The 22,656-nt window shown below is 42.0% G+C and carries 32 protein-coding genes; 25 read left to right on the top strand and 7 right to left on the bottom strand.

The genetic code is table 11. The features are described 5' to 3' along the window. Nucleotides 1–51 precede the first annotated feature (51 nt). On the bottom strand, nucleotides 52–495 hold the full coding sequence (locus ACFQ1X_RS13955; protein WP_379083043.1) for a hypothetical protein: 444 nt from the start codon (nucleotides 493–495) through the stop codon (nucleotides 52–54). 261 nt (nucleotides 496–756) lie between these two features. Next, the gene (locus tag ACFQ1X_RS13950; RefSeq protein ID WP_144838368.1) at nucleotides 757–1,170 is read right to left on the bottom strand and encodes a YusW family protein; all 414 of its coding nucleotides are present in this window, start codon (nucleotides 1,168–1,170) and stop codon (nucleotides 757–759) included. Between the two features lie 253 nt (nucleotides 1,171–1,423). On the opposite strand from ACFQ1X_RS13950, the gene ACFQ1X_RS13945 reads away from it, so the two are divergent. The 7 genes from ACFQ1X_RS13945 to ACFQ1X_RS13915 all read left to right on the top strand — a co-directional run bounded on the left by ACFQ1X_RS13945 (nucleotide 1,424) and on the right by ACFQ1X_RS13915 (nucleotide 5,236). Continuing rightward, entirely contained in the window at nucleotides 1,424–1,666 is a 243-nt protein-coding gene (locus ACFQ1X_RS13945; protein ID WP_379083040.1) for a hypothetical protein, read from the top strand. A gap of 395 nt (nucleotides 1,667–2,061) precedes the next feature. Further along, a complete protein-coding gene (locus ACFQ1X_RS13940; RefSeq protein WP_144838366.1) occupies nucleotides 2,062–2,805 on the top strand; it encodes a phosphatase PAP2 family protein in 744 nt (247 codons plus the stop codon). Nucleotides 2,806–2,837: 32 nt separating this feature from the next. Continuing rightward, on the top strand, nucleotides 2,838–3,752 hold the full coding sequence (locus ACFQ1X_RS13935; RefSeq protein ID WP_144838364.1) for a metallophosphoesterase: 915 nt from the start codon (nucleotides 2,838–2,840) through the stop codon (nucleotides 3,750–3,752). Nucleotides 3,753–3,956: 204 nt separating this feature from the next. After that, the gene (locus ACFQ1X_RS13930) at nucleotides 3,957–4,409 is read left to right on the top strand and encodes a hypothetical protein (RefSeq protein WP_144838362.1); all 453 of its coding nucleotides are present in this window, start codon (nucleotides 3,957–3,959) and stop codon (nucleotides 4,407–4,409) included. Nucleotides 4,410–4,457: 48 nt separating this feature from the next. After that, complete coding sequence (locus ACFQ1X_RS13925; RefSeq protein WP_379083036.1) at nucleotides 4,458–4,595, top strand: hypothetical protein; 138 nt, start codon at nucleotides 4,458–4,460, stop codon at nucleotides 4,593–4,595. Between the two features lie 28 nt (nucleotides 4,596–4,623). After that, entirely contained in the window at nucleotides 4,624–4,899 is a 276-nt protein-coding gene (locus ACFQ1X_RS13920) for an HAD family hydrolase (protein ID WP_379083033.1), read from the top strand. After that, a complete protein-coding gene (locus tag ACFQ1X_RS13915) occupies nucleotides 4,850–5,236 on the top strand; it encodes an HAD family hydrolase (protein WP_379083193.1) in 387 nt (128 codons plus the stop codon). Before ACFQ1X_RS13920 ends, ACFQ1X_RS13915 begins: the two co-directional genes overlap by 50 nt. Nucleotides 5,237–5,482: 246 nt before the next feature. Here ACFQ1X_RS13915 and ACFQ1X_RS13910 read toward each other — a convergent pair whose 3' ends face one another. Beyond that, on the bottom strand, nucleotides 5,483–5,992 hold the full coding sequence (locus ACFQ1X_RS13910; protein ID WP_379083030.1) for a GNAT family N-acetyltransferase: 510 nt from the start codon (nucleotides 5,990–5,992) through the stop codon (nucleotides 5,483–5,485). A gap of 17 nt (nucleotides 5,993–6,009) precedes the next feature. Further along, on the bottom strand, nucleotides 6,010–6,462 hold the full coding sequence (locus ACFQ1X_RS13905) for a MarR family winged helix-turn-helix transcriptional regulator (protein WP_144838359.1): 453 nt from the start codon (nucleotides 6,460–6,462) through the stop codon (nucleotides 6,010–6,012). 81 nt (nucleotides 6,463–6,543) lie between these two features. Between ACFQ1X_RS13905 and ACFQ1X_RS13900 the strand changes: the two genes are divergently transcribed. The 4 genes from ACFQ1X_RS13900 to ACFQ1X_RS13885 all read left to right on the top strand — a co-directional run bounded on the left by ACFQ1X_RS13900 (nucleotide 6,544) and on the right by ACFQ1X_RS13885 (nucleotide 9,856). Next, entirely contained in the window at nucleotides 6,544–7,785 is a 1,242-nt protein-coding gene (locus ACFQ1X_RS13900; protein ID WP_379083026.1) for a DUF1835 domain-containing protein, read from the top strand. A 696-nt stretch (nucleotides 7,786–8,481) separates the two neighbouring features. After that, nucleotides 8,482–8,694 (top strand): helix-turn-helix transcriptional regulator, encoded by a 213-nt coding sequence (locus ACFQ1X_RS13895; RefSeq protein WP_144838488.1) that lies wholly within the window; start codon nucleotides 8,482–8,484, stop codon nucleotides 8,692–8,694. Continuing rightward, nucleotides 8,691–9,080, top strand: a complete 390-nt coding sequence (locus tag ACFQ1X_RS13890; RefSeq protein WP_144838355.1) for a hypothetical protein — start codon at nucleotides 8,691–8,693, stop codon at nucleotides 9,078–9,080. Before ACFQ1X_RS13895 ends, ACFQ1X_RS13890 begins: the two co-directional genes overlap by 4 nt. Nucleotides 9,081–9,115: 35 nt before the next feature. Continuing rightward, nucleotides 9,116–9,856 carry a MerR family transcriptional regulator gene (locus tag ACFQ1X_RS13885; RefSeq protein ID WP_144838353.1) on the top strand — a complete coding sequence of 247 codons (741 nt, stop codon included), beginning with the start codon at nucleotides 9,116–9,118 and terminating at the stop codon, nucleotides 9,854–9,856. 30 nt (nucleotides 9,857–9,886) lie between these two features. Here ACFQ1X_RS13885 and ACFQ1X_RS13880 read toward each other — a convergent pair whose 3' ends face one another. Further along, nucleotides 9,887–10,555: a CPBP family intramembrane glutamic endopeptidase gene (locus ACFQ1X_RS13880; protein WP_379083190.1), complete on the bottom strand. Its 669-nt coding sequence runs from the start codon at nucleotides 10,553–10,555 to the stop codon at nucleotides 9,887–9,889. A gap of 266 nt (nucleotides 10,556–10,821) precedes the next feature. Here ACFQ1X_RS13880 and ACFQ1X_RS13875 point away from each other — a divergent pair, with 266 nt between their 5' ends. The 7 genes from ACFQ1X_RS13875 to ACFQ1X_RS13845 all read left to right on the top strand — a co-directional run bounded on the left by ACFQ1X_RS13875 (nucleotide 10,822) and on the right by ACFQ1X_RS13845 (nucleotide 16,034). Next, nucleotides 10,822–12,069, top strand: a complete 1,248-nt coding sequence (locus tag ACFQ1X_RS13875; protein ID WP_144838349.1) for an MFS transporter — start codon at nucleotides 10,822–10,824, stop codon at nucleotides 12,067–12,069. Nucleotides 12,070–12,091: 22 nt separating this feature from the next. Beyond that, nucleotides 12,092–12,601, top strand: coding sequence for a GNAT family N-acetyltransferase (locus tag ACFQ1X_RS13870; protein WP_144838348.1), 510 nt, complete (start codon nucleotides 12,092–12,094; stop codon nucleotides 12,599–12,601). 62 nt (nucleotides 12,602–12,663) lie between these two features. Further along, the gene (locus ACFQ1X_RS13865) at nucleotides 12,664–13,497 is read left to right on the top strand and encodes an alpha/beta fold hydrolase (protein WP_144838346.1); all 834 of its coding nucleotides are present in this window, start codon (nucleotides 12,664–12,666) and stop codon (nucleotides 13,495–13,497) included. A 34-nt stretch (nucleotides 13,498–13,531) separates the two neighbouring features. Continuing rightward, nucleotides 13,532–14,044: an AAA family ATPase gene (locus ACFQ1X_RS13860; RefSeq protein ID WP_144838344.1), complete on the top strand. Its 513-nt coding sequence runs from the start codon at nucleotides 13,532–13,534 to the stop codon at nucleotides 14,042–14,044. A gap of 73 nt (nucleotides 14,045–14,117) precedes the next feature. Continuing rightward, nucleotides 14,118–14,540 (top strand): NUDIX hydrolase, encoded by a 423-nt coding sequence (locus ACFQ1X_RS13855; RefSeq protein ID WP_144838342.1) that lies wholly within the window; start codon nucleotides 14,118–14,120, stop codon nucleotides 14,538–14,540. A 50-nt stretch (nucleotides 14,541–14,590) separates the two neighbouring features. After that, on the top strand, nucleotides 14,591–15,472 hold the full coding sequence (locus ACFQ1X_RS13850) for a GNAT family N-acetyltransferase (protein ID WP_144838340.1): 882 nt from the start codon (nucleotides 14,591–14,593) through the stop codon (nucleotides 15,470–15,472). 49 nt (nucleotides 15,473–15,521) lie between these two features. Then, nucleotides 15,522–16,034: a GNAT family N-acetyltransferase gene (locus tag ACFQ1X_RS13845; RefSeq protein ID WP_144838338.1), complete on the top strand. Its 513-nt coding sequence runs from the start codon at nucleotides 15,522–15,524 to the stop codon at nucleotides 16,032–16,034. A gap of 134 nt (nucleotides 16,035–16,168) precedes the next feature. Here the strand turns inward: ACFQ1X_RS13845 and ACFQ1X_RS13840 are convergent, their stop codons facing one another. Next, a complete protein-coding gene (locus ACFQ1X_RS13840) occupies nucleotides 16,169–16,921 on the bottom strand; it encodes a class I SAM-dependent methyltransferase (RefSeq protein WP_144838336.1) in 753 nt (250 codons plus the stop codon). A 135-nt stretch (nucleotides 16,922–17,056) separates the two neighbouring features. Here ACFQ1X_RS13840 and ACFQ1X_RS13835 point away from each other — a divergent pair, with 135 nt between their 5' ends. From ACFQ1X_RS13835 to ACFQ1X_RS13825, 3 genes are all read left to right on the top strand, one after another. After that, on the top strand, nucleotides 17,057–17,803 hold the full coding sequence (locus tag ACFQ1X_RS13835) for a class I SAM-dependent methyltransferase (RefSeq protein WP_144838334.1): 747 nt from the start codon (nucleotides 17,057–17,059) through the stop codon (nucleotides 17,801–17,803). A gap of 65 nt (nucleotides 17,804–17,868) precedes the next feature. Next, the gene (locus tag ACFQ1X_RS13830) at nucleotides 17,869–18,360 is read left to right on the top strand and encodes an NUDIX hydrolase (RefSeq protein ID WP_144838332.1); all 492 of its coding nucleotides are present in this window, start codon (nucleotides 17,869–17,871) and stop codon (nucleotides 18,358–18,360) included. A gap of 86 nt (nucleotides 18,361–18,446) precedes the next feature. Next, nucleotides 18,447–18,740: a hypothetical protein gene (locus tag ACFQ1X_RS13825; protein ID WP_144838330.1), complete on the top strand. Its 294-nt coding sequence runs from the start codon at nucleotides 18,447–18,449 to the stop codon at nucleotides 18,738–18,740. 234 nt (nucleotides 18,741–18,974) lie between these two features. Here ACFQ1X_RS13825 and ACFQ1X_RS13820 read toward each other — a convergent pair whose 3' ends face one another. Then, entirely contained in the window at nucleotides 18,975–19,256 is a 282-nt protein-coding gene (locus ACFQ1X_RS13820) for a hypothetical protein (RefSeq protein ID WP_144838328.1), read from the bottom strand. 159 nt (nucleotides 19,257–19,415) lie between these two features. Between ACFQ1X_RS13820 and ACFQ1X_RS13815 the strand changes: the two genes are divergently transcribed. The 4 genes from ACFQ1X_RS13815 to ACFQ1X_RS13800 all read left to right on the top strand — a co-directional run bounded on the left by ACFQ1X_RS13815 (nucleotide 19,416) and on the right by ACFQ1X_RS13800 (nucleotide 22,425). Then, a complete protein-coding gene (locus ACFQ1X_RS13815) occupies nucleotides 19,416–20,759 on the top strand; it encodes an amidohydrolase family protein (RefSeq protein ID WP_144838326.1) in 1,344 nt (447 codons plus the stop codon). Nucleotides 20,760–20,778: 19 nt separating this feature from the next. Next, the gene (locus ACFQ1X_RS13810) at nucleotides 20,779–21,207 is read left to right on the top strand and encodes an RND transporter (protein ID WP_144838324.1); all 429 of its coding nucleotides are present in this window, start codon (nucleotides 20,779–20,781) and stop codon (nucleotides 21,205–21,207) included. Between the two features lie 118 nt (nucleotides 21,208–21,325). After that, a complete protein-coding gene (locus ACFQ1X_RS13805) occupies nucleotides 21,326–21,751 on the top strand; it encodes a hypothetical protein (protein WP_379083014.1) in 426 nt (141 codons plus the stop codon). A 158-nt stretch (nucleotides 21,752–21,909) separates the two neighbouring features. Continuing rightward, nucleotides 21,910–22,425: a DUF3221 domain-containing protein gene (locus tag ACFQ1X_RS13800; RefSeq protein ID WP_379083011.1), complete on the top strand. Its 516-nt coding sequence runs from the start codon at nucleotides 21,910–21,912 to the stop codon at nucleotides 22,423–22,425. The last annotated feature ends 231 nt before the right edge of the window (nucleotides 22,426–22,656 follow it).

Raw genomic sequence — 22,656 nt, 5'->3', positions numbered from 1 at the left:
CATAAGCCTTGTCCTTTTCGGTCTTTCTATTCTCTTCATTAATCCCTTTGATTATTCAATATCTTCCGCAGGGCCAACTGTGCTTTCAAGGTCTGCGAAATCATCGAAGTCAGCAAGAGCTTGGCCATGTTCTTCTTGCACATAAGCATCAAATTCCATTACTGTCCAATCAAGAGGTGTCAGATAAACTGTATCTAACTCTATCGGATCAATGTTTCCATAGTCGATATCATCAAGAACTTCTTCAGCGGCTTCATCCGTTTCTTCTTCCAGTTCATCCGCTTGTTCTTCAGCTGTATCTGTTTCTTCTTCCAGTTCGTCGGCCTGCTCTTCATCTGTATCTGTTTCTTCTTCCAGTTCGTCAGCCTGCTCTTCATCTTCTAAAACTTCTGACGGTTCTGCATCTTCTGGAACTTCTTCATCACCACAAGCTGCCAGCATGCTGGTAGATAATACTCCAATTGCTCCGATTCTAATCCATTTATTTTTAATCATAAATCTCCGCCCTTTCAATTTAATGTGTCTTATGCTGAATGAATACCCGTTTGATATTATGATAAACATTTGATCTTTATTGCCCGGCCAGTCGGGTTTAAATTCCACTTTCCATTGAAGTGAAATCTTCTATTAGTCTATATGGAATAAAAAGCGTATAAAGTATCCTAACCAACGTTAAAGGCACCCAACTGGGTAACATCATTCCGTTTTTTGTCCAAAGCGGTGTGTGTATTCGCTGCCGAATGGTTTACTGGGACATCAGTTGCCTGAAGCTTCGTATACTTTATCGGTTCCATCGGGATAAGTCACTTCAAGTTCAGCAAGCGCCGCCCCAATTAAATTGAAGGCCTCATTGCCTAAAAGTTCCTCATCGGTGACTTGATTTTCATATTTGGCTGTCACCAGATCACGGTCTTCTTCATAAGAGATGCTTATTGCATCGTCCTGGTCGATGTAGTCAATCTCGAGTTCGAAATCCGTAAAACCGAAAACTTCACCGCCTATATTTTCATCTTCGAGGCCGCCGCCGGGATTGGCATCTTCCACACCGTCGTAATCAATTGCTTCTTCCGATATTACTTGTGTAACCTCATCTTCATTGCCGCAGGCTCCCAACAGGAGGGCAGAAGAAAAAAGGAAACCTGCTGCTGTCGGAATTTTACTTTTGATCATCCCGCTCATCCTTTCAAATTGCCGTTTCCAGTTATCATTCCCGAATTTATAAGGCCTAATCTTTACAAGAAAAGATAAATATATAATATTCAATTTTATATGGATTTTACAGAGACGAGGCAGAGACCCTGTTATAGAAGGGGTATTAGATTACATTGAGTACAAAAATATAGAAAATTGAGTTTTTCTTTAGGACAGATGGGTAAGCCTATATAAAAGAGTAAAAAAGTTCAAAGAGAATGGAGGGACAACAATGAAAAACTCACGGATGCTTGTCAAGCTGGGTTTAGCATTCTCACTTTCTTTTGGTTTCCTTGGAGCATGCAATCCAGGAGATGAACTGGAAGAGGAAATTGAAGAAGAGGAACTGGAAGACTCAATAGAAGAAGACAAGGTAGAACCTGTCGATGAGCTGGAAGAAGAAGTAGAAGATGAAGGGGTGGAAGATGCTGTAGAAGATGAGGATCTTGATATAAACGAAGAAGATGAAGAATGAAAAAGAGTGCGATGAAGAGAAATAGTCTGAATCAGCAATTATGGAGGTGAACTGTGAATCAAAAGCAGTACATCTCTTTCTTTCTTTATTTGTTGTGATTTTTTTGTTGACTGCGGGGAAGTGCCTGAAGTTTACTTATCCTATCCAAAAAAGTTGAGATTGCAGATGCAAATGGCCGAATTCTAATTGTACCGAAACCCCTAGTGACGTTGTCTGTAACTACCTGTTAACCTTTTTTTTGGGGCAACGCGCCGAAACGTTACTTGTTTGCAGCAGATTGACGGAATGGAATTGAAGAAAGAAAAGATCGCTTGGAGTGTTTTCCAGTTACATACAGGGATATTAAGTTTTTCATTTAAGAAAAACCATATTATCTAATGAGGAGGGGAAAATTTATGGAAGAAGAAAATAAGAAAGTGGGCTTGCCTGCTTTGATATTATTAATTGGTTTGGGAATAGCAAGTGTATTTATCTGGTTGTTCGCAGAACTGGCGGAAGAAGTTCTGGAGAACGAATTGCGAAACTTTGACAACAGCATTATCGGCTTTTTTGAAAGAATAGAAACTTCTACGCTTGATCTCATTTATATCGGAATCACTGAACTCGGTTCTGTATGGTTTCTGACAACATTGTCAGTTGTGGTAATTTTATGGCTTTGGTTTAAAGACAAAGATAAATGGGGGATCCTTTTCTTTGTCATCGCAGTTGGAGGCAGCGGTCTGCTGACATGGCTGTTGAAACAATTCTATGGGAGAGGCCGTCCTTCCATCAATGAAGACATTGATGCGATCGGCTTCAGTTTTCCGAGCGGCCACTCGTTGGGGTCGCTGGTGTTTTATGGATTCCTCGCTTACTTGTTCGTAAGGAGCACTCAGAAACGAGGGGTAAAATATTTGGCGCTAACTGTTTTGGGTATCTTGATTATTTTAATCGGAACGAGCCGAATCTATTTGGGTGCACATTTTCCAAGTGATGTCCTGGCCGGTTTTATTGCAGGAACCGTCTGGCTGATTCTGTGTTTGCTGGCTCTGGAATGGGTCCAATGGCAAAGCAACAGCAACGTGCGTCCGGTCCGTGCTTTACGGAGTTTTTTGGCTTCCACTTATAAATCAGGCAAGCAGAAAATCAGGCGTTCATAAATAGCGGACAAAAAAAGAGGGAGATGAAGAAAATGAAGATATTTAAAAGGTTTCTTCTCGGGTTAGGAGCTCTTTTAATAATTCTCTTAATATGGGGGCTGGTAGAACCTTATTTTGTTAAAGTAAAAGAAGAGGAAGCAGCAATCCCGAATTTGCCGGCAGTCTGGGAAGATAAAGAAATTGCCGTCATCGGGGATTTCCAAATAGGGATGTGGATGGACAATGATTCCACTGTCGAGCAAATGGCAGAAGAGTTGGTGGAAATGAATCCAAGTGTCGTGCTCTTTTTAGGGGACTATGTTTATCATTCGGTGAATAACCAAGATTTAGAAAGGCAACGGGTCAAAGAATTAATCCAACCCTTAACCGATTCAGATATTCCGGTTTTCGCTTTGCTTGGAAATCATGATTATGGAATGGCATCAGAAACAGCAGAACCAAACGAAGAGTTGGCTCAAGAGATGAGTTCTGTGCTGGAGGAAGTGGGGATCACAGTGCTTCAAAATGAAGCTGTCGCGCTGAACTTGACGGAGAACGGGGTAGAAGCGGGAACTGCTTCACAAGAATCACTCCATCTTGTGGGACTGGGAGCGAATTGGCCAGAAAACGCAGAGCCGGCTGAAGCTTTTGATGGCGTTCCAGATTCGGCAGCCCGCTTTGTCATGATGCATAATCCGAAAACTTTCGAAACGTTGCCCGCAGAGGCAGCCCCTGTTTCGGTTGCCGGCCATACCCATGGGGGACAAATGAGAATTCCCGGGACACCGCAATGGTCGTATACTGCTTTAATGTCTGATGGTGAAATGGAGCATGTCTATGGCTGGATCGAAGATTACGGATCAGCTGGAAACCAATTATATATAAATGCCGGAGTTGGATTCAGTGTTTTGCCTCTGCGCATTAATTGTCCCCCCGAGATTACCGTCTTCACTTTAAAAGGCGCTTGAATTTTGCTGTTTTAAATGCGAATTTACAGAAAGCAGCAATCTGGAAACTTGCGATGGGGCATCTTCTGAAGACTTTGCGTCGTTTATCCATACAGATTAATTCCTGTTTTATAAGATGTTTATTAATTACATTTTACGGTATTTTTCATGTAGACTTGGAATAGACAGTCAATTCGTAAAAGGGAATAGGTTTTTTGAAAAGGGGTGGTTAAATTACAGATAATTAAATGGTCGCCGATTCTGATTTTGCTTTTCTGTTCGGCCTGTTCGTCGGTCGTCATCGAAGAAGCAGAAAATATGCGGATGGATTATTGGGAAAACGAAGGCGCGGAAGAACTGATTGAACAAGAATATCTGGATGCCGGCAATGGACTCGATATTTTTGCAGACGCAGTCAATTCTGCTGAGGAATTGGAAGAGGGCAATATCATTGCCACAAGGCCAGTTCTCTCGATGGAGTTCATGATGGAAAATGAAGAAAATCGGTCTTACCATCTGTGGGTCACAGAAGATGGAGAAGGCTATCTGCAGAGTTTGCATCCACACAAAAACGTTACGCTCCGAATGGACAATGATTCCGTTCAGGAAGTGAAAGAATTTATTGCAGCAAAAGACGATGTGGAAATGGTGCAGGGAGAAATCCAGTTTGAACAGTGATGCTGATGCGCATTGCATAGTTAAACAACTAGAACCAGGAGGCGGAGAATGGACTTTATTATCGGGTTTATACTAATAGGCATAGTTTGGATTTCTTCAAGTACAATCGAGAAAAAACTGGATTCTCTTGGAGAACAAAATAACCGGGTGATTGAAATTTTAGAAGAAATAAGAGATAAAGAGTAAGAGATGAAGCGCGTTTAGGAGGGGTTATTTGGACAGTATTATTTTTGATTTGGATGGCACCATTTGGGATCCGATTGATACTGTTCTCCTTGCCTGGAACAGTATTTTAAAAAAGCACGATATAGCCGAGTTAAGCAGAAAAGACTTGGAAAAGACGATGGGTTTACAGATGGATGAGATAAGCCGCCAACTTTTTCCGGATATGAATAATACGCACCGGCAGCAATTGATCGCAGAATGTTCCCGGGTGGAGAATATATTTCTGGAAAAACAGGGGGGGAAGGCTTTACGGCGATGCGGATAGGGTTTTTAAGGAGCTTTCCAAAAAATATAAACTGTATATCGTCAGTAATTGCCAGGACGGTTATATAGAAGCGTTTTATAAATATCATGATCTGGAGAAGTACATAGAGGATTATGAAAATCCGGGAAGAACCGGGCTTTCAAAAGGGGAAAATATTAACCTGGTCATCAAAAGAAATCGCTTATCTGCACCGGTATATATAGGAGATACAGATGGTGATTTGAAAGCCGCCAGATTTGCAGGGATTCCTTTCGTATATGCGAAATACGGTTTTGGCCAAGTGAGTGAATTTGAAAAAGCAGTGGACAGTTTCGAAGACCTCTTAACAATATTTTAGAACTTCCACATTTTTTTTCAGCCAGATAATTACTATACAAGTTGAACTAATATTTTTAAATAACCGATATTCCGCAAAACAGCTTGCTTGCCTGGGGGCTCGCGCTGAGCTAACTCGGTCTCGTTTCACTTCGCCCGAGTGGATCTCATCACTTCGCTTAGTCCAAAGCGGCGAAGCGATATGAAAGTGAAATTCTTTAGTTCAACTTATATAATCAATAAAGTTGACCTGTTCGGGATAAAAGCTTCAAAGAACTTTCGTCATGATCAAATCGATTTGTTTATCGTCGCCCATATAAAATGGATGTGCGCCGGTTTGGACAAATCCTTTCTTTTTATAGAAGGCAATGGCATTTTCATTGTTTTCCCAAACGCCCAGCCAAATTTTCTTTTTCCCCAGTTCCGCCGCAATTTCGAAAGCTTTCGCCAGCAATAGTTTGCCAAGCCCTTGCTTATGGAATTTTTCCTTTACGTAAATTCGCTCGACTTCTAGCGAATCATCACCCATCTCTTCCGACTGCGCTTCACCGATGTTGATTTTCAGGTAACCCGCGACTTCTTCATCATTGTAGACAAAATAGAACTGCGAATCCGGATTCGCCAGCTCAAGCGCCAATTGCTCCTGATTATAAGCCTTTTTCAAATAGGCATGGAGGTGTTCAGGTGAATTCTGTTCCTTGAAGGTTTCTGTAAATGTCTCCCGGCTGATGGCCTGGAGTTCAGGCAGCTGTTCAGATGTGCATTTTGTGAGTGTCATGTACAAATCGCTCTCCTTTAATAATTTCGTTTCTGTCCTTTTTTGACCGATTCCCAATCTTTCTCCACATTCTTTCGGATACGCTGCAACAGGCGGGCAGCAAGTTCTGCTTCCTGATCAGTAAAACCTTCCAAAGCCACACGGTTCGAAAACTCATTTTCTCTTATAATGAAAGGAAAGGCTTCTTTTCCTTTTTCGGTTGGAAACAATCGTTTGATTTTTTTATTGCCAGGATCATTCTTCTTCTCAATAAAATCATTAATTTCCAATTTTTGAAGAGCGCGAGTTGCTGTGGAGCGGTCCACTTTGATCAATTCCAACAATTGCTCCTGGATGATTCCGGGATTCTCGCAGATTCTCACCAGATAGAGGTACTGGCCTTTGGTTAAATCGAGCTCTTTGAATTCGATGTTGCTGATGGAATCCAAAGCTCTTGCAATCATGCCGATTTCACGCAGAATTTCAGTCATTAGGGCAACCTCCGAATTTTTTGGTATAAATAAAACTTACTCTTTTTTTGTTGCAAATGCAATAAAAAATGAAGGTAGAAAGTGAAAGTTTCTTTTTTCACGGAAGAAGCTTTCTTCCTGCAAACCCTTATCATAAAAACGTTATATGGTAATATTATGGAAAAGAAAAGAGGGGTTCCCATAAACATCAGAGTCAATTATCCATTCATCTATTTTTTAACAGAAGAGAATATCGTTTTGGTTTATCAAATTCGAGCAGAAGAGTATGTAACAGGAACGGATTTAATAGAGAGCGGCAATATGGAAACTTACGATGTGGCGTCCCCTGAAGACTTTGAGTCGTTTATTCATACGGATAGTAAACCTGTTGAAGGCAGAAGTATATTTATGAATCATCGTGATTTGGACAGGATAGCAGATGAGGTAAACGGGCAAATTCAAAAGATCCGGCAGCCAAAGAAAGCTGAAAATCAGGCGAACACTGTTCATCTTGTTACTTCGGAATCTGCAGCAGGTTCGTTAAGAGTTGGTCTGGCACAGCCAAAGACCGTCATCGGTTTTCCGGATGCTTTCTCGATAGGACCACTTTGGCGACTGCCGGAAAAAGCGGGTCTCGATTTTCGGATAGAATGGCTGTTTAACAATATTAACTTTGAGGAAGAAACTGCGGAATATGAGCGTAAAATCAAGAATGCCTTGCTGCAGATAGACGACATAGAACCCGCTGTTCCGATTTACATCTGGTATGGAAACAATGCAGAAGAGCAGACAGCCCTTCGCTTTTATCTCTGGTTGCTGCGGGATAAAACAAATGACATTTGTCTGATGAATACAACGGAACTATATGAAAAGTACATAGCTGCCGAAGATGGATCCGCCTATTTCCATACTGGATTGCTGGATTCAAAAATGCTGAAACAATTTTTTGAGAATGAAAAAAAGAACCTGCCCCTGAGTGAAGAAGAAAAGATTCATTTCCACAGGGAATGGGCTGTCCTTTCCGAAACGGAAGAAGTGCTGCGCATTTGGAGAAATGGGCAAATTCAAAATGGGCAAATCCAAACGGTATCGGAAAGTCATTTCGACTCACTCATCATAGCGAAACTCGAGGAGCGCCATCAAAAACAAACGAGCAAAGATTTTATCCTGGTTGCACAACTAATCGGAGAGATCGTGGCAGGACTGGACGAGTTGGTGCATCACTTCTACTTGGAGTATCGAGTCCGTGAATTGCTGTATAACGGAACGTTAGAGATAAGAGGCGTGCCTAAATCCATGAGACATTATGGGGTAAAGCTTCGAAACCATATTAATAATCTATAGTAGCCGATATTCCGCAAAACAGCTTGCTAAGACTTTGACCGAAGCATGCGAGGTCAAATCTTTGCGACGAAGCAGCGAAGCGATGCAACGCCCTTTCATGTCTCGAAGCTAGCGTCAGCGATGCAGCGTACTTTCATGTCCCGAAGCTAGCGTATGCGATGCAGGGACAGAGACAGGAGCATGCTTATTTAACCCTATGCCCTTAGACGTCTGCGCTGTTTTGCTCCATATCTCTAGAGAGTTCACTAAGTGCAGGCGCGGCTCCGGAATGGGCGAGAGGCAAGGTGTGCCATATGAAGAAGGCCCTCCCTTGCGACAAGTTGGCTCAGGAAAAAAATCTTTGCACAATTCATAGTGCCGAAGCGTAATGAAAAATATAATTCTTTACTTCAACTTATGTAACCGAAAAATTAAGAGGTAACAGCAAAAGGAAAAAAAGCAAATCCATTCTTATTTTTATTTACAGAATTATTGTATGTTTTGGGATTACAGCTATTGCGGCACTTTACTAGCGCAGGTATTGCTTATCAATTTAAATCGCATTCAAATAGGTTAATAAGATTGGCCGATGCTATCAATACAGCACTGGCCAATATTTTAGTTAAAAGTAAAGATATCTTTACATTTAGAAAGTGGTATTTTATAATTAACGTAAAGATATCTTTACAAAAAAGTTTCCTGAAAGCAGGGATCGGCATGCCAGTCAAAAATAACATCCAAAAAATTCGTAAAGAGCGAGGCATTAAGCAAATTACGATGGCAGAAGATTTGCAGGTCACCAGGCAAACGTTTACGGCCATCGAAAAAAACAGGTACAACCCGAGTCTTGAACTGGCTTTAAAAATTATTAAGTATTTTGATCTGCCCATTGAGGAAGTATTTATTCTCGAAGAGGAGGAAGAAGGATGAAAAAGAAAAAATATCAGCAATGGAACATTACGATCGCATCGACAGGTGGCTTCGTTGGCGTAATTATCGGTACATTCATCTTCAGTGGAGTTGACTGGTCAGCTGTTCTTGGGGCATTGAGCGGATTAATAATGATTTTCATCGGAAACCTGATTTATGTGAAATCCAAGAAAGATAAAACACCTGAAGTGGACGAACGGACCATCAATAACATGCGCAAGTATTACGCCATAATTGCCAATTTGTTCTTAGGTGCGCTCTTTTTAATACTGGTAGCCATGACCTATTTGGGGTATGACCAGATTGCAATTTCCTATCTATGGATTTTTGTAATTGCCTATATGCTGATCAGTGGGATCGGTGCCCTCATTGTCAGTCGCAGATAAATGGATATACAGGAAATTTCAGGAGGCAGACAAAAATGAAAAGCGAAGACGACTTACCTTATGTATCAACTGGAGTATTATCCAAGCAATTAAACGTCTCTCTAAGGACAATTCGGTATTACGATCAAATTGGCTTGGTGCAGCCTTCAAAGAAGGAGGCTGGCGGGAAACGGTATTATTCCAAGGAAGATATTCTGAATCTGCAAAAGATTCTCTTGTTCAAGTCGCTGAATCTGTCTTTGGAAGACAGCCGGAGCATCCTGGCTGAGCAGTCGATGTCTGCGATTTTGCTTGCGCATCAGGCTTTATTGAGTGAAGAGGTTGAGCGGCTTGCGGGTTCGTTGAAACATACCCAGTCGCTTTTGAATCTGCTCGACTTACAAGGGAACCTCCAATGGGAAGATTTGATTTCCCTGGTGGCGAATGCAAAGAAAGAACAAGACTGGAATCAGTATTTCTCTGCCGAGCAGCAAACGATCCTGGCAAACCGGCTGCCGAAACTGGAAAGCGGCGACACGACTACGAAAAAGTGGATCAACATCATAAAGAGGATTGAACTTTGCCTGGAGAAAGAGATTTCTCCAACGTCCCCGGAAGGCCAGCTCATTTTGGAAGATGTCGATATTCTGTCTGAAGAAACGTTCGGCAACAATCCGGAACTCGCCGATGCGTTTTGGGAAGTTCGAAAATCCCCCGAAGCTTCCGCTGACTTGGGGCTCTACCCCATATCTTCAGCCATTATCGATTTTCTGGAACTGGCAGCTAAAAAACCTTAAAACCTGACTGCCGGTTTTAAGGGGGAGAGTTTAAGCAATGGAAGTCAGAATCACGGCAATCCCATTAAAAATTCCGTGGATCAGGATGCTGGGAATGATGGATCCCGTTTTATGATAGACCCATGAAAAAATAAGACCTGACACAAAGTTTACTGGTAACGTATTGAACGTCGGAATATGTACAACCGTAAAAATAATGGAACTGGTGATCATGCCGCTCCAAACACCATAACGGCTGCTGAAGAAACGATAAAGAAATCCGCGATAGAAAATTTCTTCATAAATCGGAGAGATGATGGCGGCCGACACAAATCCGATTACGAAATTCAACAAGGTCATCTGGGATTGAAGGCTTTCCGTTTTATTGTTTTCCGTACCAATACCTAAAAAAGACATGGCAATCACCAACACGATGCTCACAACAATCAGCACGATTGTCCAAAGGCCTATCAGCCTCCACTCCCGCATAGCGAATGGTTGGAGGCCAACAGTTTTCCAGGATTGGCCCCTGGGTTTTAAAACGACGAAATAAAGTGCCGTTGTAAAAATGATGGCCATGATGAAACCGTTCAACGTACCGGCATGTAATTCGTTCTGAAAAACGCTTAACAGAAAATTAAATAAAGCATATTCAATAAAAATAGGAACCAATACCAATACAAGCACCAGCATATAGATTAAATCCCGCCAACTCCACATTTCACTCATCTTAATGGATCCTTCTGCCACTTCTATCCCTCCAAGTTCTAACTTACTCTTACCAGCATATGTGGTGACGTAAGGTAACCTGCAAGCATTTTTCTTAAAATAAATAACAAAGGAGAGAAGCGGCTGAAAACACGCATTCTCTCCTTTTGTTTGTGTATAAATTTAATGGTAATTAATGTTATTATATAAATATCAGATTATTTCGCGAAAGCAAAGTTTTTAAAAATTGAATTGCGAGCTGCTGGAGGAGATTCAAAGTGAATGGAAAGCTGAAAGACTGGAAAGATCCGGCAGTGCTGCTGGCTTCGCTTGGCATTGCCGGCATCGGTGATTTCATTTACCTGGTCGCCATAAATATTATTGTCTATCAAATGACCGGTTCTGCAGCGGCGGTGGCGGGCCTTTGGATTGTAAGTCCAATCGTCAATATCTTAACGAAGTTCTGGACCGGCAGTTTTATCGATTACCGCAGCAAGAAAGGTGTCATCATCACGACGTATCTGTTGCGGGCAGGATTGATCGCCTTGCTGCCGTTTGCGCCGAACATTGTCGGCATCTATGTGATATTGGTCTTCCTGAGTGTCGCCAAGTCTTTTTTTGGACCGTCTTCGGTGACCTATACGACGATGCTCGTACCGAAAGCGAAGAGAAAGCGCTTCAACTCAATCCGTTCGGTCACTTCTTCCGGAGCTTTTATCATCGGGCCGGCCATCGCCGGTACGCTGATTCTGCTCAGCTCAATTCATGTGACTCTTTGGATCAATGCGGTGTTCTTCGTGGTTGCAGCGATTCTGCTTACGGGACTGCCGGAGAAGGAAACAATTGACCGTGAGAAGATTCCGGCGATGACCTTCAAACAAGTGCAGAGTGATTTTTCAGTGGTAAAGCAATTTCTCTCCCAAAACAAATACATAGCTTTTATTTACCTGAGTTTTATCGGAGTCATGATTTTTTCATTCGCCATGGATGCCCAGGAAGTTGTTTTTACGCAAAAGGTGATCGGCTTGTCCGAAGTGGATTACAGTTTGTTGATCAGCATCACCGGCATTGGTTCGGTGACTGGCGGCATCCTGCTTTCCGTTTTTGCTTCTAAATTTTCGCTGAGGGGGATGATTGTGATCGGAGTGCTCATGACGGCAGTTGGCTACATCATTTATGCATTTTCATGGTCGTTCGGGACCATCACCATCGGCTTTGTGATTCTAGGTTTTTTCAATGTCTTCATGAATGCGGGAATCTCGACGTTTTATCAAAACAATATTCCGGTTGCGTTAATGGGCAGAGTCACCAGCATTTTTCAATTGATCCAAAGTGCCGTCCAGGTGGTTTTCATCCTGGCCATCGGAATCTTGGCGGATGTGATTTCCCTGCGGCTCACGATTGTCGCTCTCGCAATCATTATGCTGCTGACAGCTTTCGTCTTTTCCTACTTTGTAATGAAGCCGCAAAAGGCGGAATTCTACAAGGAAGAAGAGGAAACGGCTGACAATGAAGTGCTGGTTTAGGAACACAGTGAAGGAGGCAGAAATGAATATTCGAAAAGCGGCTTTATCAGATGCGCGGGGGATTGCGGAAGTTCATGTGGACAGCTGGATTACAACTTACCGCAATATTATTCCGGATGAATACTTAAACCAATTAACATATGAAGCAAGAGAACAGTTATGGATAAACAATTTGAAGAGTTGTGATGTGTTTGTGGCAGAAGATGAAAACGGAAAAATTGTCGGATTTGCTGACAACGGGGAAGAAAGAACAGGGAACTATGAAAAGCTGAAAGGCGAAGTCTATTCGATTTACATTCTGGAAGAACACCAAGGCAAAGGTCTTGGCAATCTGCTCTTGAAAAAAGCGGTACGTGATTTGCTGGATAAAGGGATCCATTCGATGCTTATCTGGGTTTTGGCAGAAAATCGTGCATGCGGTTTTTATGAAAAGATGGGCGGACGAATAGCGGATACCAAATCAGTAAAAATCTCCGACAAACAGTTAAGGGAAGTGGCATATGCCTGGGAAGATATTCATCAATTGTCATGACCTCTTTAATTTTTATGCAGTTAACTACAATAAAAAATGATCTTCAGAAAGCAGGGACTAACATGTGGAAAGAAAAGATCGTCGAAACTGACAGAGGAAACTTTGAAGTGTTTGAAAAAGGAGAGGGAGAGCCTCTAGCTATTACCCATCTGTACAGTGAATTCAACCAGAACGGCAATTCGGTGGCAGCCCCATTTACAGCCGATTATCACGTCTATTTGATTAACTTGCGCGGAGCGGGAAGGTCTGTCGGTGCAGGTTCACCGGACGAATACAGCATGGACGAAACCGTGAAAGATCTGGAAGCCATCCGAAGAGCATTCGGATATGAAAAATGGGCATTTGCCGGTCATTCCACGGGCGGCATGCTGGCTCTGAAATACGCCATCAACAACCAGGCATCACTGACAAAAATAATCGCGGGCGGTGCGGCCGCCAGTTACGAATACGGGAAGGATAAAGACAGCATTTATTGCAGGAAGAACCCGAATTTCACCCGTGTTATGGAGATCATGGACTTATTGAATGATCCGTCAACGCCTCTTGAAATTCGACAAAAGGCTGGTTATGAATGGGCGCTGATGTCTTATAAATCCGAAGACAAGTTAAAAGAATCCATGAAAAAACCGAACAGCGGCAAGGTGGTCGGTGCGCGTTTGGATTATTTCAGTAAAAATGAATATCCAAGCTACGACATCCGCGAACAATTGAAGAAAATTCGCATTCCAAGCTATATCTATTCCGGCAAATACGATGCACAATGCCCTTTGCGTTTCGGAGAGGAAATTGCCGAATTGATTCCAGGTGCAAAATGGACGGTTTTTGAAGAAAGCAATCATAACCCTTTTTCCGAGGAGGAAAGTAAATTTGAGGAGTTTGTTAGAGCAACGCTTTGAGTAAAGATTTAAGGCTTATTTAAAGAGGTGTGAGATGGAAAATGAGATTCCCAAAAGAATACATATTATCGGCTCAGTGGGGAGCGGAAAAACCACCTTTGCCAAGAAGCTTTCGGCCAAGCTGAACATTCCCTGTTATGAATTGGATAATGTCGTCCGGGAAAGGAAAGAGACGGGAGACATTATGCGGACCGAAGAAAAACGGGACGCCTATCTGGCTGAAATCATCCAAACGGACAGCTGGATCGTAGAAGGGGTCCATCACAAGTGGGTTTTGCAGTCTTTTCAGAAGGCTGACGTTATTGTGTTTTTGGATATTGGGATAGCAATAAGGCGCCGCCGCATCATCAAAAGGTATTTCAGGCAGAAAACAGGTCTGGAAAAAGCGAACTATAACCCAACGTTGGAGATTCTCAAAAGGCTTTATAATTACAATACTGTTTTTGAGTATGAGCGAAAGCCTGAAATCTTTAAAATGTTAAGGCCGTTTGAGAGCAAGCTGGTCGTTTTGAAAAGCACCGCTGAGATCCTGGACTTCTTTAAGTGAATGGCGGTTGAGAATAAAGAGTTTTATTTTCCGGATAGCCAACCCTGAATCGATAATATTGGAGGAATGAGATTTGACTCCGCGAGCGAATACGCTGGGAATAATTTATAGGGATAACCACATCCTTTTAGAAGAAAATAGAGCAAAGCACAGCACCGGGACGGGGTTATACTATCGCCCGATTGGCGGGACGATTGAACTTGGTGAGAAATCCAGCGAAACGCTCCAAAGGGAGTTTTACGAGGAATTAGCAGCCGACATAGAAGTCAGACGCTATATCACGTGTCTGGAAAACATTTATGAAATAGAGGGCAAGATCGGCCATGAAATAACGCAGATTTACGAAGTTGGATTCAAGGATTCAGCTTTATACCAAAGGGACAGCTTCCAAGTGGTTGAAGGAGACCGCATCACCTATGCAAAATGGATGGATTTGAATGATCTTTTCGACGGAAAGAAAGTTCTTTATCCAGCGGGGCTGATCGACTTTTTGTAAGGACTGTTTTTGTTCGTGCTGAATCAAACAGGAATTGTGAGGTTAAAAAAATGGAGATTAAATTTGTTTCACCAAACGCTGTTAGAGAAGTCTCTGAATATCTTGAGAAAATGAACAGACAAAACAGAAGTCATATCGGTTTTTGCGGAGAGCAGAATGAAGAAATTTATGATTCTTTAATGAACGATTTTTCTGATTTGAAAATAGAGGATTCGCTGGTCGCTGCCTACGAGCAGGATAAACTTATGGGCATGATTGGTTTGGATTTCGATTTGGAAAGCGGGGACGCTGATATATGGGGGCCATTTGTAACAGATGAAAATCTTGATGTAGCCCAGGCGTTATGGAATAAAGCTCTTTTGAAAATGCCCCAGGAGATAAAAACCTGTTCTTTTTTTATCAATAAAGAAAACTCCTTTGCCAAGAAGTTTATTGAGAAAAATAACGCCAAATATTCAAGTGCAGACACAGTTCTAAATATAAAAAGAGGCACATTCACTTCAGAAGCCATGATCACTTCGAAAGGAATAAGCGAAGAATACCGCGCATCTTTCTCTAATCTGCATAACGAAACCTTTCCCAAAACATATTTTAATTCGATTACCATTTTGAATCGGGTAAACGAGCGCAATGAGTTATTGGTACTAGAAGAGGATGAAACTCAGATCAAAGGTTATGTTTATATAGAAGCTAATCCTGAGCATGGAGAAGGAAATATTGAATACATTGCTGTGTCCGAGGGATTGAGAGGGCAGGGAGTAGGGAAAGCGCTCTTAAAAGATGCGTTGATGAAGCTTTTCTCCTATCCAGGTATTGATGAAGTGACTATATGCGTTTCATGCGAAAATACAGCGGCAATAAATCTATATAAATCCGTTGGGTTCAAAGAAAAATATGTTCTCGACAGTTATGATTTACCGGTAAATGTTTAATGGTTATTTCTGAAACGTTGCGAATAAAGTGATGGGGAGGAGAAAAGGTATGGGTGCTGTTGAAAAAAATTCGCCGTGTATTAAGCTCAGACCTTTATCCTTAAACGATTATGAAACGGTTTTACAGTGGAGTAAAGATGACTCTTTTTGTTCAGCCAACGGATGGGAGTTAAACAGAAGTCCCGAAGAACTTTATGGATGGTGGCTCCATTGTATTAATAATACTGCTGAAGATTTTATCCGAATGGGAATCGAGTTTAACGGGAAATTAGTCGGTTATGCAGATTTGGCCGGTGTTGAAGGAAACACTGCTGAACTAGGTATTGCCATTGGGGATAGTGAGTTATGGGGAAGAGGAATTGGATTAAACGCCGCCCGGCTCATGATGGAATACGCTAAGAGGAAATTCCACATTACGACTTTTGACGCTGAAACAAACGAAGCCAATATTCGTTCCCAAAAAATGCTCGAAAAATTAGGGTTCAAAGAAATCAGCAGAGCAGGCAGTGAAGAATATTCAGGAGTGAAGAGCCTGCTGATACAGTACAGACTAAAGAGATAAGCTGAATTTGAATCTTCTTCTATATAAATATTAGCTGGTTTATATTGCAATTCTTCAATCGATATAAAAAACCAAGTCGCTTGCATTTAAGCGCTTGGTTTTTTGAAAGCTGAATCATCCTTTTTTTAATCTACTCATTTCCTCGCTTTAATGATCATCGTGGTCGGAAACTTTTGTGCTTTGTGGAGTGAGTAATAGCGGTCGGACAGTTCGGCTTCAGTATTTTTCAATTCGGCGGGTACGTCTGTTTCGATGACTTCCTCGATGGTGAAACCGGCTCCGATCAACGCATTCAAATATGTACTGAATTTCCTTTTCGGAATAACGACTGGCGCATTTTCCCCTTTAAAGTTCTCATAGCGCACCATGCCCTCTTCCTGGTAGGAACTTTTCAGCGAAATCTGTCCACTTTCACTTTGTAGATGTGCATAGAGCGGGTGGTCCCAGCTAAACAGGAAGGAACCGCCTGGCTTTAAATAGAAATAGATCAAATCAAATGTGCTTTTCAAATCAGTCGTCCAGCCAATGGCATAAACGGAATAGACGATATCAAAATAATCTTTAGGTAGACCGATGTCTTCTTCCATAGTGGCGCAATGTAAATTTGCCTCCAGCCCTCGTAAAGTTTTCTTCGCTGTGTTGATTTGCTTATCTGAAAAATCGACTCCCCAAAGTTCTGCCGCCCCCTGTTCTGCCATATAAGCCAATGAATGCCCGCTGCCACATCCGATATCCAGCACTTTCTTATCCTGAATTGATTCCAGCAAGTGCAATTCTTCATCGTTTTGGGCAAAAGGTCCGAAGTTTGGCAAAGCATCTACCCCATTAAAGTGCTCTGCCACCTTATTCCAACTTTTTTGATTCTGTTTTATAATCTCTGTCGTCATTTTCTGACCCCCGTTTACTAATTAGATTCTCGAAAAAAGATGGGAATCCTGCTCAAGTAATGCCCTTTATTGATATGATGATAGATATCAATATATGTGGAATGAAATTTAGAACCATGGAAAGGAAGAGCTCCCTTGAATGAGCAAAGCGGCATCAATAAGAAAGCCTGGGAATATCGTGCTTATGAATTTTGGAATAGGCGGGATGGTTCTCCACATGACAAAGCACAGGAAATTTTAAAGGACCCGAAAGCGAGTTTAAAAAAACATCAGGAATACTTTGATGAAATTGCTGGATTTAAAGTTGCGAATATATGCGGATCGAATGGAAGAAAAGCTGTACCCCTTTCTTTACTGGGTGCAGATGTGATAGTTTTCGATATCTCAGAGGAAAACCGAAAATACGCTTTGGAACTGGCTGATTGCGCAAATACGGTGATCGATTACATTATAGGAGATGTCTATGATATTGATGTGAATAAATATAAGAATTACTTTGATGTTCTTTATTTGGAAGGTGGTATTTTACACTATTTCAATGACATCGATAAATTGATGGTGGTGCTTTTCTCCATTCTGAAAAAAGATGGGAGAATGATTTTGAGTGATTACCATCCGTTAAAAAGATGCATAACGCCGGACTCCAAATATCTCCAAAATTACTTTGATCAAGGGTTGCACAACGAAAGCATCGCTTATAAGCAATTCTTTCATGAGGGGGAACAGCAGGATTTTCCCGATGTTTCTCTGAGGTTCTATACAATAAGCGAGATTATTAACGCAGTTGTTTCAAGTGGTTTTAACTTGCGGCGGTTTGATGAACATCATGGGTGGAATGATGAAAACATACCATGGGAATTTACCTTGTTGGTTATTAAATAACCTCCGTTTTATTTGATCGGAAAACGAGAATTTAACTATTTGATCAATCAAAGGAGAGTCAATAAATGACCGGATCATATGTGAAATGGGGAAAAGCAACCGTAAAATTGTCATGGGAGGAGAGTAAATCCCTTCCTGATAAACGGCTGATTACCAGCGTGCACGGCTTCTGTTTTTATGAGGATCAATTGCTTTTGGTTGATTTGAAGCATAGGGGATGGGATTTTCCCGGGGGACATATTGAAGAGGGAGAAACCCCCGAGGAATGTTTTCAAAGAGAAGCTATGGAAGAGGGATATGTTTCAGGGAGCTGTGAACTAATAGGGTTCATAATGGTAGATCATACTGAAAATCCGGTTTGGGATGAACGAGGAAAGTATCCCAAGATCGGTTATCAGGTGTTTTATAGGATGGACATCGAGAAATTGCATCCTTTCGAAGCAGAACATGAATCTGCGCGGAGGATTTTAGTTCCGGTCAGTGAAGTTGCGGATTATTATCATGATTGGAGCGAGCTGTATCAGGAGATACTGGTGGCAGCGGTTGAGCTGAAGTGAGTTGGTTTGAAGGGCATAAATACCAGGACATTAAAGATAATGTACTTGTGGAAAAAATATAAGATAAGAAACCAAGGAGGAATTTTTTGTTCGCTAACTTGAAAGCAATCGCATCGGTTTTCATTTTAATCGGTATCATTCTGCTTCTGGCAGAAGTCGGTGAAACATTCAATTTGTACAATGCCCCTTATATTTTAATCATCGTTGGTTTTATTTTCCTGGTTATTTCATCGATTATTACCAATAAAGAAAAGAGTCTTTTGTGCAGGATTGGCCTGCATAAATATGAACGGCTCGGTCGAGATATTGAGGTGCCGGCAATGTTTATTTATAAATGTAAAAGATGCAGCAAACAGAAAAAAGCAGCTTCAATAATTTAATCGAATAGATTTTGAACGTTGGTTGAGCAGGGGTGCACTCCTGGTATTTCTATGGAGAGAAAACCGGCGAGCGCGGATATCCGCTTATATGCCGAATCCCCGACTTGAATAACAATGGAAAAGGTTGATGTTGGGCTCCATTTTCATCAATATCCATTCAAAAGCCGAAGCTAAAAGCGGGAAAAACTGATGATTAGGGCAATGCTGGGTTCCATACGGAATATACTATTAAATTTACTTATACTCTCCCTCAACTTGAACGGCCTTTTTTCGCTTTATATTAAAATACGTCAAAATTCCTAAACAGAGGTACATAAGCAAAATCGAATAGCCGAGCGCTGTCGAGAAGCCGAATACAACGGATAAAGTATAAGCACCGGATAGCAAAATAACGGTTAAGAAAATATACCCGTTTCTCGCATTTTTAACAAAAATGGAAGATAAGATGCCGAAAGCTAAGCTGACGGTTATTAAGTGTACAAAAAAGAGCATTGCTCCAACCATAAAATCAGTCATTCTATTCCTCCTAATTATGGTGATGCAGGATGCTTTAGATTTCACCATACATTTTAAAACTCATCCGTTTTTATCCTCTTGTTCTTCCATATTAAAGGAAATCTCCCTGTGAATCACGAAATATTCTAAATGGATACAAATGGAAGGGGATAGCGGGCAATGACAAAGCAATATCTACTAAAAAATGTTCAAATCATCGATGTGGCAAAAGGGTCTATAGAAAAAGGAGCGATAGAGGTATTGGACGGTTACATCCATCATATCTATAGAGGAGCGGAGGAAGTTCCGTCTCATAAAGAAGAAATAGACCTTGAAGGAAAGTATATCATTCCCGGTTTGATTGATATGCATTGTCATATTCTGGACGGATTTGCTCCGCAGTTTGTTGCTTCTGGCGTAACGACTGTGCGAAATACGGCAGGCAACGTTCTCCAATTGGCGAGTCTGATTGAGGCTCCTTCTGGTGCACCGACTCCGCGCATTTATTCAGCAGACCGCATGATTGATGGTCCGCCCGGTTTGTGGGGACCTGACAGCTTCGGCAATTTCAATGCACATACGCCTGATGCGGCCAGAAAAGAAGTGAAGCGCCAAATAGCTGCCGGTGCAGATTTCATCAAAGTATACGGGTGGCTGAAAAGAGAGGAAATGGCGGCAGTGGTGAAAGAAGCTGCTTTCCATAACCTGGAAGTCAGCTGCGATTTACTGCATTCATTTGACGTCAATGCGCTCGATGCAGCAAAAATGGGTGTCACATGGTTCGAACATGCATCGGGCTTTTTGCAGACGCTGTATCCGAAATGGAGTACGCAGGCGGATCCCGAAGAATGGAATGAAATCAACTGGACAGAGCCGGATGAAGCGGCTATTAAAGAGTTATGCGCAGAGATGATCAAGTATAAAGTAAAACTGTGTCCGACCCTGGTGCTCAGTGATCAAATCATGCAATACCCCGATTATTGGAATCCTCAAAACAGGATTACCGAAAGCGTATCAGGACAATTCCATTTGAATACGCAGTGGGAGAACATGGCTGGACATCAGGATGGATTGAAAAAGCAGCTGGGACAGATTCTGGCATTTACGAAAAAAGTAAGCAAGATTTATTTTGACATGGGGGGAACGGTCGTAACAGGAACAGATACACCGGCGGGAATCTATACTTATCCTGGAATGGCCTTGCACAGAGAGTTGGAGCTTTTCGTTGAAAATGGATTTTCAGAAATGGAAACATTGCAGGCGGCGACTATCAAAGCGGCCCAATCGATCGGGCTGCAGGATCGAGGGGTTATCGAAGGAGGAAAGTTGGCTGACTTGATTGTCTTATCCAAAAATCCGCTGGAAAATATCAAAAACACCAAAGCGATCGATCTCGTCATTAAAGGCGGAGAAATTTATACGCAGGACGAAATTTTAGCGCATATACCGAATCCTGCTGAAGCTATTGAGCGGTATGAAAGTTTTGAACTGGAATTTGAAGAAATGATGAGCAGCCAGAAATAATGGGGTGGAGAGGTTGAAAATGAAAAACGAAAGCAATGTAAGAACAATAAACCGGGTGATTTTAGCCATCGTTTTAGTGCTGGGTTTGGGCACAGCCCTTTTTACGATTGTCGACCTGATCAGTACGGCAGATACTGCTTTTGGGGAAGAGGCACAGTCTCGTTATGAATTTGGGTGGGGTTTGTCCCAGACGACTGTTTTAATTGCACTGGCTGCTATTTTAATTTTACTGGTTATAGGCTGGAATCGGATCTTTCCTTTTAATGTTCCTCTTGCGGTTATCTTGTTTGGCTTTTGTTATCAATTCTTTTTCCTGGTATTCACCGTGGGCTGGGTTGGCTTCCAGGGACTGGTGGGTTTATTGGCCGCTTTATTTTTGGGGATCATTTTATCTGTAATTTATGCGATTTCTATTCTAAGTGGGCGCCGCAGAACAGTAAACAGGTAACTTGTAAGGAAGGGACTTCAACTGGAGTTCCTTCTTTTTTATAGGTATTCAGATAATTCTGTTTTTCGGATGGGAATTGCCTTCCATCTTTGTTAAAGTAGAAATATGGAAAAATTTAATGCTGAAAAAATCGTTGGAAGGAGCGAGAAGAATGAAAAGATGGAGATATCCACTTGTCAGTTTAGTATATGTGCTCCCCCCTTTTTTATGGGATTCTTTTTTTGAACGGATGTCGTCATTTGGATTAATCTTTTTCTGGGCGCTGCTAGTATTAGCCGGCGCTGTTAATATGTTGTTTCTGCACAAGTTGAGTGTTGTGAAGAGTGGGGTTATCAGTACTTTGTTGGCAGGCTTGTTAATCGGGGTAACTTTTGGGGCGGTGAACTGGTCGCCGGTTAATTTTAATTTGCTGAGAGAATTGGTGTACGTACTGGCGCCTTTATTTATGCTTTATCCGCCAATCGAAAGAATGCTGAAGAAGGATAAGAAGGAAAATGAGCATACTGGAGCAAAAAATGGAAACACCGAATCACTGATCAACTGAGACTATGCGGAATGGGTATGACCATGATTCTAAACTGGATCTCAAAACTGGAATGCCGGAGAGAGCTCCGAAAAATCCATTAGAAGAGACAAAGGCGGTCAAATAAATGAAACTAAAAGCTGCCGAAACGTCTAATGGTAAAAGGGGAGATGGAGCCTGTGCGAAATCCGTTAATTTATTTCACAATACTTGTACTTGTTGCCCTGGCCGGATGCAGCAGTGAAAGCTCAGACGAACCCGTTGATGAGCTTGGAATCACTGGTTATATCATGGATAAAGGTGATGAAGGAATTTTGGTTGTAAGTACGGAAGCCAAAGATTACAGCGGAACCGGTGGGATAGAAGAATATTATGACGCCGTGTGGACAGGTGGTGCCCCTGATGACGTTGAGGTGGGAGATTACGTGGAAATACAGTTTGAGGGGGGCGTGCTCGATTCTTATCCGGCCCAGGCGGCTGTTGGGGAATTGGAAGTTATCCCAGGCTCAACTCCTGAAGGCGCAACCCTGTCCGACACAGAAGTCTTGAACAAAGCACTGACGACGAACATCTTTGGAAATGAAATCCTGACTGTGCAAACCATTGAGTTTGATGCGGAACAGGATGAATGGACAATCGTCTTGAAAAACACCGACAGTTATGAGGAACATACGATTAGAGTGGAAGATGAGTAGAAACAATAAACAAAGGGAGCGGGCACACCGAGGTGTGCCCGCTCCGAGGCTGTCGAGAAACTGTCCACTTCTCAAATCATTTCGTTTTAGACAGACGCTTCACTCGTGTTCAATGTAAAATCGGAATACTTGTTTCTTGAAACTGACTTAAAAGTATATGCTTTTAGAGAAAGCAATCTGAGATATGGAGTAAAACAGCGAAGACGCCCAGGGGGCCAAGCGAAGTGCTGA

Source organism: Metaplanococcus flavidus (genome assembly GCF_042675885.1).
Taxonomy (GTDB): Bacteria; Bacillota; Bacilli; order Bacillales_A; family Planococcaceae; genus Planococcus; species Planococcus flavidus.
The sequence above is the reverse complement of the archived record's forward strand: the minus strand, read 5'-3'. Positions and strand labels throughout refer to the sequence as shown.